The organism is Pseudomonas antarctica (genome assembly GCF_900624995.1).
In the GTDB taxonomy this organism is placed as follows: Bacteria; Pseudomonadota; Gammaproteobacteria; order Pseudomonadales; family Pseudomonadaceae; genus Aquipseudomonas; species Aquipseudomonas antarctica.
In genome coordinates, this window is the sequence record NZ_UYXQ01000029.1 from 1 (window position 1) to 12,008 (window position 12,008).

The following is a 12,008-nucleotide window of genomic DNA, read 5'->3' on the forward strand; positions in this document are numbered from 1 at the left end:
CCTTGTGGGCTGCGCAAATCGCCTTGAACACGCTGTGGACACCGGTGTTCTTCGGGGCGCACCGGCTCTTCGCGGGGATGGTGATTATTGTGCTGCTGTGGATCACCGTCGCGGCGATGGTGGTGTTGGCCGTGCGCCTGGATGTGATCACCGGGTTGATCCTGTTCCCTTATCTGGCGTGGCTGTGTGTGGCGGCGGCGCTGAATTTCTCGATTTTGCGTAATAACCGCTGATGGCCTACAAACGTTGGCCTGCCAGCGAGCCCGAGCTGGCCGAGATGCGGCGTTTCAACAAGAAACTCGCTTGGCTGCCGCGCTTTAAAATCCGCAATCGGGTCACTCCGCGTGTGATCCAGGCGCTGCTGCGCGTCATTCAATCACTCAAGAGCGCGCCTGCCGCTCAGACTCGGCAGGTGAGCGGCGTGCCCGTGCGCATCCTGCGCCCGTCGGGCAAGGCCAAGGGCGTGGTGCTGGATATCCACGGTGGCGGCTGGGTGATCGGCAATGCGCAGATGGACGATGACCTCAACCTGGGCATGCTACGCGCTTGCGATGTGGCGGTGGTGTCGGTGGATTATCGCCTGGCGGTCGATACGCCGGTTGAGGGGCTGATGGAGGACTGTCTGGCCGCCGCGCGCTGGCTGTTGGGCGACTGCCCGGAGTTTGCCGACTTGCCGGTGTTTGTGGTGGGTGAATCCGCCGGTGGGCACCTGGCCGTGGCGACGTTGCTGGCGCTCAAGCAATGGCCGGATCTGCTCAGACGCGTGAGCGGGGCGGTGTTGTATTACGGGGTTTATGATTTGACCGGCACGCCGAGTGTGCGCGCCGCGGGGCCGGACACATTGCTGCTGGACGGGCCGGGGATGGTCGAGGCCTTGCGTAGGCTGACGCCCGGGCTGAGTGATGAACAGCGCCGGCAGCCTCCGTTGTCGCCGTTGTATGGCGATTTTACGGGGTTGCCGCCGGCGTTGATGTTTGTCGGGGCATTGGACCCACTCATGGATGACACGGTGTTGATCGCCGAGCGGTGGGGCGCGCAGGCGCAGGTTGAAGCACACCTGTTAGCGGAATCTGCCCATGGGTTTATTCATTTTCCGGTGGCGATGGCGCACAGCGTGCTGGCTTACAGCCGGGCCTGGATAGGCCAGCGACTATGAGCGAGAGACCCATCATTGAGGTGGTCGGCCCCAGCGATATCTCAGAGGTACTGAGCTTTGTCTTGCAGGCGCGGGCTGAGCTTTTCCCCACACTCAGCGCCACCGGCATGCCGGACGATCTGGCGCGGTTCGAGACGGTCTACCTTCACGGCGACGGCCACTTCCTGATCGCCCGCGCCGAAGGCCGAATCGTCGCCGCCATCGGCTATTTGCCCTATGACGGTCGTTTCTCCCAATTGGATTACCAAGGCCTTAAAACGGTGGAAGTGGTGCGCCTGTTTGTACTGCCAACGTTCCGCCGTTTTGGTGTGGCGGGTCAGTTGTACCGCGCGCTGGAGGCGCAGGCACGGGTCAATGGGATCGAAGTGGTTTACCTGCATACCCATCCGTTTCTCGCGGGGGCTATTGAATTCTGGCTTCGGCAGGGGTTTGAAATTGTCGATGTTGAAGCCGATCCGGTGTGGCGGACGACGCATATGCAGCGGCACCTATAGCGCTGTGAAGGCTGGCCTTCACAGGATAGAGGCTGACTGGGGCTCCTCAGTTTGAGCGCAGCCGCAATATCTGTGCCCCATCAAACGGGTCCGTCAGGTAATGCGCCTGCACACCAAACGTGTCCTGCAACCGCTCAGGTGTCAGCACGTCCAGCGGCGTGCCCAACGCCACCAGCCGCCCGTGATCCAGCACGGCCAAGCGGTCACAGGTCAGCGCCTGGTTGAGGTCGTGCAGCGCAATCAGCGTGGTCACCGGCAGCGCCTGCACGCCTTTCAAAATTGCCAGTTGATGCTGGATATCCAAGTGATTGGTCGGTTCATCCAGCAACAAAATCTGTGGCCGTTGAGCCAGGGCGCGGGCGATGTGCACGCGCTGGCGTTCGCCGCCGGAGAGGCTGCGCCACGCGCGTTTGCTCAGGTGTGCGGCGTCCACGTCATGCAGCGCCTGGTTGACGATGGCGTCGTCCTCGGCGGCCCACGGGCTCAGCGCCGACAGCCACGGCGTGCGGCCCAACGCCACGGCGTCGAACACGCGGATGGCGTCGTCGGTGTCGGCTTGTTGTTCCACCACCGCCAGCTGTTGGGCGATGGCGCGCCGGCACAGGTCGCCCAGGCGTTCGCCGCCCAAGCGCACTTCGCCGCTGCCGGGCGTACGCAAGCCGGCGAGCAGTTTAAGCAGGGTGGATTTGCCGGAACCGTTCGGGCCGACGATGCCTAAGGTTTCGCCCAATTGAACCTCAAGGTGAACATCGCGCAGCAACTCGGCCTCACGTACTTTGAAGCCCAGGCCCGTGCAACTCAGCACCGTCATCGAGCATTCCTCCGGCCGATCAAAATCAGTGCAAACACCGGTGCGCCCACCAACGCCGTCACCACACCGACCGGGATCACTTGGCCCTTGATCAAGGTGCGCGATAGCACATCGGCGGCAATCAAAAACAGCGCACCGCCCAAGGCGCTGGCCGGCAGCAACCGTGAATGCCCGGTGCCGACCAGCAGGCGCACGGCGTGGGGGATCACCAGCCCGACAAAGCCGATGGAGCCGACAATCGACACCATCACCGCCGTCACCAGCGCCGCGCAGCCCACCAGCACAAACTGCACGCGGCGCACCGCAATGCCCAGCGATGCCGCTGAATCGGTGCCGAAGGTAAACGCATCCAGCGCGCGACGGTGCCACAGGCACACCGCCAACCCTGCAACCGCTACCGGCACCGCCAGCCACACCGACGGCCAACGCACACCGCTGAGGTTGCCCAGCAGCCAGAACAGGATGCCGCGCGCCTGTTCGGAACTGGCCGACTTGGTAATCAGGAACGCGGTGAGGGCATTGAACAGTTGCGAGCCGGCGATGCCTGCCAAGATGATCTGCCCGGTGCCGCTGGATGAACCGCTGGCGCGTGCCAGCAAGATCACCAAGGCAAAGGCCGCCATGGCCCCGACAAATGCGCCGGCCGACAGCGAAATCAACCCGCCGCCCACGCCGAGCAGTGCGACCAGCACCGCGCCGGTCGAGGCCCCGGCGCTGATACCCAGCAGGTAAGGGTCGGCCAATGGGTTACGCAGCAACGACTGCAAAAGCACCCCGCAGGTGGCCAGCCCGGCCCCACACGCAGCGGCAACCAGGGCGCGGGTCAGGCGGTAGTTCCACACCACGCCCTCGTCGATCGGGTCCAGCACGTAGCCGGCGGCCCACAGTTTATTGGCGAGTACGTGCAACACCACCTGCGGCTCGATGGCCGTTTCGCCGATGGCCACGCCGGCGAGTAGGGCGAGCAACAGCAGCGCGAGGGCGAGTAGGGTGCGCATCATTTAGGCCGATCGTAGCCGTCGATGGCGCCGGCCAGTTGTTCCAGTCCGTCGAACATGCGAATGCTGGCTTGCAGCGCCAGGGCGTCAATAATGATGATGCGGTTGTTTTTCACCGCGTCCATGTTGCGTGTGACGGGGTCGCTGCGCAGGAAGGCGAGTTTCTTTTCATGGTCGTCGGCTGGGTAGCGGCGGCGGTCCATGCGGGCGATCACCAGGAAGGTCGGGTTGGCCTTGGCGAGAGTTTCCCAGCCAACGGCGGGCCACTCCTCATCGGACTGCACCACGTTGTGCAGGCCCAGGGTTTCGAGCATAAATTCGGGAATGCCCTTGTGGCCGGCCACATACGGGTCGCTGGCCATCTCGGAACTGGAGAACCACACCAGCGCGCTGGCCTGTTTGAGGCCTTTGCCTTGCGCGGTGGCGACGGATTTGGCCAGGCGTGCCTTGAGCTCGTCGTTCAGTTGCTGACCGCGAGCCTGTACGTCGAAGATCTCGGCCAACTGGCGGATGCTTTTATAGAGCGTGTCGATGCGAAACGGCTCAAGCCGCGTGCCGTCGGCGCCCACCAGGTTGTCTTTGCCTTCGCAGTCGGAGGGCAGCAGGTAGGTGGGGATTTTCAGTTCGTGAAATTGCTCGCGGGTGCCCACCACGCCTTGTGGGCCAACCACCCATTCCAGTTCGGCGGCCACCAGTTGCGGGCGTTTGGCGATGACCGCTTCGAAACTCGGCTCGTTGTCGGCCAAGCGCTCGACACTGTCGTTTTGCGCCTTGTACTGCGGCAATACGCGGTTGAACCACAGTGACGTGCCAACCACGTTGTCGCCCACGCCTAAGGCGTAAAGCATTTCGGTGGCGGCCTGGCCGATGGTCACGCTGCGCGCAGGTGCTTGCTGGAAGGTCAGGGTACTGCCGCAGTTCTGCAGTGTCAGCGGGTACTGAGTAGGCGCTGCGTGGGCCAGGGCACAAAAGCCCAGGCCAGTGAACAAAGCGCTAACGCGTGGCAGCATGGGGCAATCTCCGTGTGAACCGTACGTGAAAACAGGGGCGGTACGGCGTGGAAATACACCTCGGATGCTGCCGATAGGGCAGGGCACGGATGTCCTTCCCGGACACCCCGCCGGTTAGTAATGGTTGCTGGGCCGGCAGGTCTCCTGACTGATGCGTCATCGCCACGCTCCGGCCTTCCCGGGCAATGCCCAGTGGCGATGTGGAGCAGGCTCAGCACCTACAGTTGCGGGGGCAGTTCCGATTGGCGCAGGGGCTGCGCTTCGGATTCCCTATTAGTCCCGTTCGGGAACCGGCGCGGTATGGTAGTCGATCGTGGCAGGCAGGGGGAGCCTCATCCGCGCCCATTTGATCTGCCACTGTCTGTGGGGTCTCTATCTTGCGACAGAGGGTGTACCATCGATCTCTGTTCATCAGATATTAGTCAGACATGCCCACGCTTAGCGAAGAGAGCCGCCGGATCGTAGCTTCTCTGGCGCACCGTGTTGGCCCGCACGCTGACACGGCAAGCATCGCCAAGGCGATTGTGTCGATTTTGCAGGATATGGGCTCAGCACTTACGCCCATTATCGGCCAGCAGGGGGTTGTCGCGCTGTATCGCCGCAGCTTCCATTTGTGCGTCTCGACCCATCCACGCCTGGCTGGCACCTATGACAGTGTGCCGGCCGCGATGGACCTGATTGCCCTCAAATCCGTACTCGTCGAGCAGAACGAAACCGATGCGCTGTTTTTCGGTGAGGTGTTGCTGACAACCCTCTACGAGCTTCTGACCACGCTGGTCGGGCCTTCACTCACCGCACGTCTGCTGGTTGACGTGTGGCAGCCTTCTTCGAGCGACACCTCTTCGCAGGAAATTTCGCCATGAGCACCAAAGTGACTATCAACCGTCTGGCCACCGGTGTGCCAGGACTGGACGAGGTCCTGGGCGGAGGCCTGCCGGAGTTTTCGTTCAACCTGATCGCAGGCCCACCAGGCTGTGGCAAAACCACCCTCGCGCACCAGATGATGTTTGCCCTGGCCACGCCGGAGCGTCCCGCGCTGTTCTTTACCGTCCTCGGTGAGCCGCCGCTGAAAATGCTGCGTTACCAGCAGCAATTCGATTTTTTCGACGACGAAGCGATCAACCGGTCGATTCGCTATATCAACCTGGCCGACGACACCCTGGCCGGGGACCTGGACGAGGTATTGCGGCGTATTGTCAGCGAGGTCGAAGCGCATTCGCCGTCACTGGTGTTCGTCGACTCTTTCCGCTCCGTGGTGCTGGCCAGTCAGACCCAGCACAACCCGAACAACAACCTGCCGCAGTTTATCCAGCAACTGGGCATGTTGATGACCACGTGGCAGGCGACGACCTTCCTGATCGGCGAGTATTTCACTGAGACCGACACCAACCCGATCTTCACCGTGGCCGACGGCCTGATTTGGCTGCGCCAGAGCGTCGAGCGCAATTCGATGGTGCGCAAGATGGAAATCATGAAGATGCGCGGCCAACCGACATTGCCGGGGCTGCACACCTTCCGTATTGCCACCACGGGGATCAACGTGTTCCCGCCGGCCGCCATCAATCGTTTAATTGAAGCACCGTCGACGTTCCCGATCACTCGCCTGAAAATGGGCGTGCCGGCACTCGATGAGATGCTCGGCGGCGGCTTGCCTCGTGGCTATTCGCTGCTGGTGGCCGGGCCCTCGGGCTCGGGCAAGAGCATCTTGGCGGCAACCTTTCTGGCCGAAGGCGCGCGCAACGGTGAAACCGGGGTGATTGCGGTGTTTGAGCAACGGCCCAACCATTCGCAAAACCCCAAGTTGGCCGAGTTGATCAAGAATGGGCAGGTGGGCCTGGTGGACAGCCGCGCGCCGGACCTGTCCATCGATGAAATCGTGCAATTGCTGCTGGGCGAGATCAGCCGTTTGAACGCCACCCGCGTGGTGATTGATTCGTTGTCGGGCTTTGAACTGGCGTTGGCGCCAACGTTTCGTGCAGATTTTCGCGAGTCGCTGTCGCGTATGGTCACCGCGCTGGCCGTTGCCGGGGTCAGCGTATTGATGACCTCGGAGCTTGAAGACCGTTACACCGACCTGCGTTTCAGCCCCTATGGCACTGCGTTTTTGACTGACGCGATCATTGTGCAGCGTTATATCGAAGTAGAGAGCCGTTTGTTGCGCATCATGGCCGTGGTCAAGGTGCGCGCCAGTGCCCATTCCGATCAGTTGCGCCAGTACCACATCGACGATAACGGCTTGCAGATTCGCGACATGTTGCCCGAGCAGGAAGGGTTGTTGGGCGGCCGACCGACCAAGCAGGTTTTGGTGGGAGACAAACATGTGTGAGCCTGGCTCATGAGCGAAACCGGCGGCAAGAATGAAAGTGAGTTGACCACTGCCGCTCACGAACTCTTCCTGCTTGGCCAAAAAACCGTTGAGGCGCGTGCCGTGCTCGCCGCTCTGCAGCAGCAATTGAGTGAAGCCAGCAGCCGTCTGGTGGATACCCAGCAGGTTGAGCAGGTGATCGAGGCCAATCAGCAACTGGTACTGGCGATCCTCCTTGCGCAATCCGATGCGCTAACCCCGCCGCGGCTTGAAGAGCAGCGTTTGTACCAGGAGCTTCGCGAGGCGAATGCCCAGTTGGTGATCGCGGCGCTCAGCGCTCAAGACCTGCAGGCAACCGCTGAGCGTGCGCTGGGCCAGCAGAAAAGCATTCTGGCGATGGTCGCGCATGAGCTGCGCAACCCGTTAACGCCGATCAGCATGATCGCCGAGCGCATGGTCCGTCTGCCGAGCGACCAACTGCCGCGCATGCGTGAGCTGATTGACGGTCAGGTGCAGCATATTTCGCAGTTGGTGGACGACTTGCTGGACGTGTCCCGTGTGAGCACCGGCAAGCTGCGTATCGAGCGACGTGATGTCGACATGCTGCAGATCCTCAGAAGCGCCATTGATGCGTGCGGCCCGGTGATGCGCGCGAAAAAGCAGCAGTTCGATGCTCATCTGCCTGATTACAGCTTGATGCTCAGTGGTGACCCGGGGCGCCTTGCGCAAATCCTGCATAACCTGTTGGCCAATGCGGCCAAGTACACGCCAGTTGGCGGTCGGATTGTGCTGTCTGTCATCGCAACGGACGAGCTGAGGATCAGTATTTGTGACAACGGCATCGGCGTTTCGGCCAAGGCGTTGCCGCTGATCTTTGACCCTTATGTGCAGGACGAGCACGCCATCGGCTTTAACGGTTCCGGGTTGGGGATTGGCTTGACGGTGGTTCGCGAGCTGGTGGAGGCGCATGGCGGCAAGGTCACCGCCCTCAGCAAGGGCAAGGGCTGTGGCAGTGAGTTTGTGGTGACGTTGCCGTTGTTGAATGCCTGATTAGCGCCATCCCTGTGGCGAGCGAGCCTGTTGTGGCGAGCCTGCTTGCCACAGAATGATTTGGCTTACTTGCGATCCAGCCAAACCGTCTGTGCATTACAGAATTCGCGCAAGCCAAAGTGCGATAACTCCCGCCCAAAGCCACTTTTTTTCACGCCGCCAAACGCCACCCGAGGGTCTGACACGCTGAAGGCGTTGACGAAGATCCCGCCGGTTTCCAGCTGGTTGGCGATATCCCGTGCCTTGGCCGAGTCGGTGGTGAAGATGCTGGCGGTCAGGCCGAACTCGCTGTCGTTGGCCAGGGCCACGGCGTGGTCGGCATCGCGGGCGGTGATGATCGAGGCCACGGGGCCGAACAGTTCCTGTTTGAACGAGGTCATTTGGGCGGTGACGTTGGCCAGCACGGTCGGCTCATAGTAGTTGCCGGCGCCGGGGACTTTGTTGCCGCCCAGCAACAGGGTCGCGCCTTCTTCCAAGGTGGCCTGGACCTGGCCATGCAGCTCGTCGCGCAGGTCGAAGCGGGCCATTGGGCCGACGTAGGTGCTGGTCGCAGTCGGGTCGCCCATCACCAACGCGCGGCTGGCGTCGAGGAATTTGGCGGTGAAGGCGTCCACCACACCTTCTTCGATGATCAGGCGCTTGGCGGCTGCACAGACTTGGCCGCTGTTCTGGAAGCGGCCGATCACGGCGGCCTGTACGGCGGCTTCAAGGTCGGCGTCATTGAGTACGATGAACGGGTCGGAACCGCCCAATTCCAGCACGCATTTCTTCAGCGCCGCGCCAGCCTGTGAGCCGATGGCGATGCCAGCGCGTACGCTGCCGGTGAGGGTGACGGCGGCGATGCGCGGGTCGGCGATGGCCTGGGAGACGCCGTCGTTCCTCACGTTGACCACTTCAAAAATGCCTTCGGCGAAACCGGCTTTCTGGAACGCTTGCTGGATCAGGTAGGCGCTGCCCATCACATTGGGTGCATGTTTGAGCACGTAGGTATTACCGGCCAGCAGGGTTGGCACTGCACCGCGCAGCACTTGCCACACCGGGAAGTTCCACGGCATTACGGCGAAGATCGGGCCCAGCGGGCGGTATTCGATCTGCGCGCTGCCGTTGTCCACCAACGTCGGTTCTGGCGCCAGCATGGCCGGGCCTTGGGCGGCATACCACTCGGCGAGTTGCGCACATTTTTCGATTTCGGCACGCGCCTGGGCGATGGGTTTGCCCATTTCCAGGGTGATCATCTGCGCCATGTCCTCGGCTTGATCACGCAGGGCAGCGGCCAAGGCCAGCAGCCATTCGGCGCGTTGGCTCACCGGCTGGCGGCGCCAAGTGCGGAAGGCAGCGCTGGCGCGGTTGAGCGCGGCGTCCAGTTGCGCCTCGGTTTCGTAGGGGTAGCTGGCGACTGTTTCGCCGTTGGCGGGGTTGATCGACAAGGCGTGGGTCTGGTGAGTAATAGCGTTCATGGCACCGTCCGGCTGAATGAATGGAATGGATTGAGCCTACGGGGATGTATGTTTTCTGGAAACTGAATAATATTAAGCAATACATTCACGATTGGAGAATGACTTGGACTTGGTGCAGCTGGAAATCTTCAAGGCCGTTGCCGAACAAGGCAGCATCAGCGCGGCCGCGCAGTTGATTCATCGCGTGCCGTCGAACCTGACCACGCGTATTAAGCAACTGGAGCAGGACTTGGGCGTGGAGCTGTTTATCCGCGAGAAAAGCCGCCTGCGTCTGTCACCGGCCGGGTGGAATTTCCTCGGCTATACGCGGCGTATTCTTGATTTGGTGCAAGAAGCCCGCGCCACGGTGGCGGGCGAGGAGCCCCAGGGCGCCTTTGCCCTGGGCTCGCTGGAGAGCACGGCGGCGGTGCGTATCCCCGCGTTGCTTGCGGCGTACAACCAGAAGCACACCAAGGTCGAGCTGGACCTGAGCACCGGGCCGTCGGGCACGATGATCGAGGGCGTGTTATCGGGGCGCCTGGCGGCGGCGTTTGTCGATGGGCCGGTGCTGCATGCGACGCTGGAGGGCGTGGCAGTGTTTGAGGAAGAGATGGTGGTGATCGCACCGCTGCACCACGCGCCGATCACGCGCGGGCAGGATGTGGCGGGGGAGAGCATCTATACGTTTCGCTCGAACTGCTCGTATCGGCATCACTTCGAACGCTGGTTCTCACAGGACGGCGCGGTGCCGGGCAAGATTTTCGAGATGGAGTCCTACCACGGCATGCTCGCCTGCGTCAGCGCCGGGGCCGGCCTGGCGCTGATGCCGCGCAGCATGCTGGAGAGCATGCCGGGGTTTACGGCGGTGAGTGTGTGGCCGTTGAGCGACGCGTTCCGCATTCTGAACACCTGGCTGATCTGGCGCCGTGGCACGGTGTCGCAGAGTTTGAACAGTTTTGTGAAGCTTCTGGAAGAGCGCGTTCTGGAATCACCACGGTTCTAATGTGGGAAGGAGCAAGCCCCCTTACACATTTTGATCCTCATCAGCCGCCGAATTGCAGGGTGCCCATCGCCAGTTTGGCCATGATGGCGGTTGCGCCCACCTGCACCAACCATAGCGCCAAGCCTCCGAGGAACACACCGAGCGCCACTTGCAACACCAGGCTTTTCTGGCGCTTGGCTTGCGGCGCGCGCGGGGTGTAGTCATGCAGTTCGTCGCGGTCGGCGCGCAGGTCCAGGTCGTCGTTTCTCATAAGGCTCTCACAGCAAAGGGGCAGTCGGGGTTCAGTCTAGTGTGTTCGCCAATAAAAAGGGGAAGCCGGCGGCTTCCCCTTCACATGACGCTGGCAGGGTTATAGAACCTGGACAATCGCCTTTGTCACCGCACCTATGTTCGCCTGGTTCAGCGCCGCCACACAGATGCGGCCAGTGTCGAGCGCGTAGATACCAAACTCGGTGCGCAAGCGCGTGACTTGCTCAACGGTCAGGCCGGAGTAGGAGAACATCCCACGCTGGCGGCCGACGAAGCTGAAGTCGTGGCCGGGGGCAGCCTTGGCCAGTTCGGCGACCATCTGCTCACGCATGCCACGGATGCGCAGGCGCATTTCGGCCAGTTCGGCTTCCCACTGGGCGCGCAGCTCGGGGTTGTTCAGCACGGCAGCCACGATCGCCGCGCCGTGGGTCGGCGGGTTGGAGTAGTTGGTGCGGATAACGCGTTTGACCTGGGACAGGATGCGCGCGCTTTCTTCCTTGGATTCGCTGACGATCGACAGCGCGCCCACACGTTCGCCGTACAGCGAGAACGACTTGGAGAACGAGCTGGACACAAAGAAGGTCAAGCCCGACTCAGCGAACAGGCGTACCGCAGCGGCGTCTTCGTGGATGCCGTCGCCGAAGCCCTGGTAAGCCATGTCGAGAAACGGTACGAGGTTTTTCGCCTTGACCACGTCCAGCACTTGTTGCCAGTCGGCCGGGCTCAGGTCGACGCCGGTCGGGTTATGGCAGCAGGCGTGCAGTACCACGATGGACTGTGGCGGCAGGGCGTTGAGGTCTTCGAGCAGGCCGGCACGGTTAACGTCGTGGGTAGCGGCGTCGTAGTAGCGATAGGTCTGCACCGGGAAGCCGGCTTTTTCGAACAGCGCCTGGTGGTTTTCCCAGCTCGGGTCGCTGATGGCAACGACGGCGTTGGGCAGCAGTTGCTTGAGGAAGTCCGCGCCGATTTTCAGTGCCCCGGTGCCGCCGACTGCTTGCGCGGTAATGACACGGCCGGCGCTCAGCAGCGGCGAGTCAGCGCCGAACAGCAGCTTTTGCACGGCCTGGTCGTAAGCGACGATGCCGTCGATCGGCAAGTAGCCACGGGCGGCGTGTTGCGCCACGCGAATGGCTTCCGCTTCGGCAACGGCACGCAAGAGTGGAATCTTCCCCTCCTCGTTGCAGTAAACGCCCACGCCAAGGTTGACCTTGGTGGTTCGTGTATCGGCGTTGAATGCTTCGTTGAGGCCCAGGATTGGATCGCGTGGTGCCATTTCGACAGCGGAGAACAGGCTCATTTTTGCGGCAGCTCTATGGGGGAATGGAGGGACGTGTCGCGCTCCAGCCGAATGCACTAGAGCGGTGCACAAACGGGGAGCTAGTATAGAGGCCATAACGGCTGAGGGCGACAGCCGAAACGGCTTTTAAGCCAAGTTTTTCGGTTTATTTGCCGACCGTTAGTCTTATTGCAGCATAGGGCCAGGACGGCAGATAGGA

13 protein-coding genes and 1 riboswitch are annotated in these 12,008 nt (G+C 62.0%); of the genes, 7 read left to right on the top strand and 6 right to left on the bottom strand.

Annotated features, from left to right (window positions below; translation table 11 throughout):
- The 3 genes from E0F99_RS16320 to E0F99_RS16330 all read left to right on the top strand — a co-directional run.
- Positions 1 to 233 (top strand): TspO/MBR family protein (locus tag E0F99_RS16320; protein WP_130908820.1); only part of this gene is annotated, 233 nt, incomplete at its 5' end.
- Positions 233 to 1,156 carry an alpha/beta hydrolase gene (locus E0F99_RS16325; protein WP_083357703.1) on the top strand — a complete coding sequence of 308 codons (924 nt, stop codon included), beginning with the start codon at positions 233 to 235 and terminating at the stop codon, positions 1,154 to 1,156. The genes E0F99_RS16320 and E0F99_RS16325, both read left to right, overlap by 1 nt.
- A complete protein-coding gene (locus tag E0F99_RS16330) occupies positions 1,153 to 1,650 on the top strand; it encodes a GNAT family N-acetyltransferase (protein WP_083357704.1) in 498 nt (165 codons plus the stop codon). Before E0F99_RS16325 ends, E0F99_RS16330 begins: the two co-directional genes overlap by 4 nt.
- Before the next feature lie 46 nt (positions 1,651 to 1,696).
- Here the strand turns inward: E0F99_RS16330 and E0F99_RS16335 are convergent, their stop codons facing one another.
- From E0F99_RS16335 to E0F99_RS16345, 3 genes are read right to left on the bottom strand one after another with little or no spacing between them, the layout of a single operon-like run.
- Positions 1,697 to 2,461 carry an ABC transporter ATP-binding protein gene (locus tag E0F99_RS16335; RefSeq protein WP_083357705.1) on the bottom strand — a complete coding sequence of 255 codons (765 nt, stop codon included), beginning with the start codon at positions 2,459 to 2,461 and terminating at the stop codon, positions 1,697 to 1,699.
- On the bottom strand, positions 2,458 to 3,462 hold the full coding sequence (locus tag E0F99_RS16340) for a FecCD family ABC transporter permease (RefSeq protein WP_083357706.1): 1,005 nt from the start codon (positions 3,460 to 3,462) through the stop codon (positions 2,458 to 2,460). Before E0F99_RS16340 ends, E0F99_RS16335 begins: the two co-directional genes overlap by 4 nt.
- Positions 3,459 to 4,469 (bottom strand): ABC transporter substrate-binding protein, encoded by a 1,011-nt coding sequence (locus tag E0F99_RS16345; protein ID WP_083357707.1) that lies wholly within the window; start codon positions 4,467 to 4,469, stop codon positions 3,459 to 3,461. The genes E0F99_RS16340 and E0F99_RS16345 overlap by 4 nt, the downstream gene beginning before the upstream one ends.
- A gap of 117 nt (positions 4,470 to 4,586) precedes the next feature.
- A riboswitch (cobalamin riboswitch) is annotated at positions 4,587 to 4,779 on the bottom strand.
- A gap of 118 nt (positions 4,780 to 4,897) precedes the next feature.
- Here E0F99_RS16345 and E0F99_RS16350 point away from each other — a divergent pair.
- Genes E0F99_RS16350 through E0F99_RS16360 form a run of 3 tightly spaced genes read left to right on the top strand, consistent with a single transcriptional unit; the run spans position 4,898 to position 7,824 of the window.
- Positions 4,898 to 5,332, top strand: coding sequence for a hypothetical protein (locus E0F99_RS16350; protein WP_232000142.1), 435 nt, complete (start codon positions 4,898 to 4,900; stop codon positions 5,330 to 5,332).
- Positions 5,329 to 6,795 carry an ATPase domain-containing protein gene (locus E0F99_RS16355; protein WP_083357709.1) on the top strand — a complete coding sequence of 489 codons (1,467 nt, stop codon included), beginning with the start codon at positions 5,329 to 5,331 and terminating at the stop codon, positions 6,793 to 6,795. Before E0F99_RS16350 ends, E0F99_RS16355 begins: the two co-directional genes overlap by 4 nt.
- Before the next feature lie 9 nt (positions 6,796 to 6,804).
- Positions 6,805 to 7,824, top strand: coding sequence for a sensor histidine kinase (locus E0F99_RS16360; RefSeq protein ID WP_083357710.1), 1,020 nt, complete (start codon positions 6,805 to 6,807; stop codon positions 7,822 to 7,824).
- Positions 7,825 to 7,889: 65 nt separating this feature from the next.
- On the opposite strand, the gene E0F99_RS16365 is transcribed toward E0F99_RS16360, so the two are convergent.
- The gene (locus tag E0F99_RS16365; protein WP_083357711.1) at positions 7,890 to 9,281 is read right to left on the bottom strand and encodes an aldehyde dehydrogenase family protein; all 1,392 of its coding nucleotides are present in this window, start codon (positions 9,279 to 9,281) and stop codon (positions 7,890 to 7,892) included.
- 103 nt (positions 9,282 to 9,384) lie between these two features.
- Between E0F99_RS16365 and ptrR the strand changes: the two genes are divergently transcribed.
- Positions 9,385 to 10,263, top strand: a complete 879-nt coding sequence (gene ptrR / locus E0F99_RS16370; RefSeq protein ID WP_083357712.1) for a putrescine utilization regulator PtrR — start codon at positions 9,385 to 9,387, stop codon at positions 10,261 to 10,263.
- 40 nt (positions 10,264 to 10,303) lie between these two features.
- Here the strand turns inward: ptrR and E0F99_RS16375 are convergent, their stop codons facing one another.
- Together E0F99_RS16375 and E0F99_RS16380 are read right to left on the bottom strand one after the other, a co-directional pair.
- Positions 10,304 to 10,513: a hypothetical protein gene (locus E0F99_RS16375; protein ID WP_083357713.1), complete on the bottom strand. Its 210-nt coding sequence runs from the start codon at positions 10,511 to 10,513 to the stop codon at positions 10,304 to 10,306.
- 99 nt (positions 10,514 to 10,612) lie between these two features.
- On the bottom strand, positions 10,613 to 11,809 hold the full coding sequence (locus E0F99_RS16380; RefSeq protein WP_083357714.1) for an amino acid aminotransferase: 1,197 nt from the start codon (positions 11,807 to 11,809) through the stop codon (positions 10,613 to 10,615).
- Positions 11,810 to 12,008: the final 199 nt, after the last annotated feature.

Excerpts from the sequence above, each read along its gene's own strand:
- E0F99_RS16325 (WP_083357703.1), top strand. The coding sequence starts at position 233 with ATGGCCTACAAACGTTGGCCTGCCAGCGAGCCCGAGCTGGCCGAGATG.
- E0F99_RS16360 (WP_083357710.1), top strand. The coding sequence starts at position 6,805 with ATGAGCGAAACCGGCGGCAAGAATGAAAGTGAGTTGACCACTGCCGCT.
- E0F99_RS16340 (WP_083357706.1), bottom strand. The coding sequence starts at position 3,462 with ATGATGCGCACCCTACTCGCCCTCGCGCTGCTGTTGCTCGCCCTACTC.
- E0F99_RS16350 (WP_232000142.1), top strand. The coding sequence starts at position 4,898 with ATGCCCACGCTTAGCGAAGAGAGCCGCCGGATCGTAGCTTCTCTGGCG.
- E0F99_RS16375 (WP_083357713.1), bottom strand. The coding sequence starts at position 10,513 with ATGAGAAACGACGACCTGGACCTGCGCGCCGACCGCGACGAACTGCAT.
- E0F99_RS16330 (WP_083357704.1), top strand. The coding sequence starts at position 1,153 with ATGAGCGAGAGACCCATCATTGAGGTGGTCGGCCCCAGCGATATCTCA.
- E0F99_RS16345 (WP_083357707.1), bottom strand. The coding sequence starts at position 4,469 with ATGCTGCCACGCGTTAGCGCTTTGTTCACTGGCCTGGGCTTTTGTGCC.
- E0F99_RS16365 (WP_083357711.1), bottom strand. The coding sequence starts at position 9,281 with ATGAACGCTATTACTCACCAGACCCACGCCTTGTCGATCAACCCCGCC.
- E0F99_RS16335 (WP_083357705.1), bottom strand. The coding sequence starts at position 2,461 with ATGACGGTGCTGAGTTGCACGGGCCTGGGCTTCAAAGTACGTGAGGCC.
- E0F99_RS16380 (WP_083357714.1), bottom strand. The coding sequence starts at position 11,809 with ATGAGCCTGTTCTCCGCTGTCGAAATGGCACCACGCGATCCAATCCTG.
- E0F99_RS16355 (WP_083357709.1), top strand. The coding sequence starts at position 5,329 with ATGAGCACCAAAGTGACTATCAACCGTCTGGCCACCGGTGTGCCAGGA.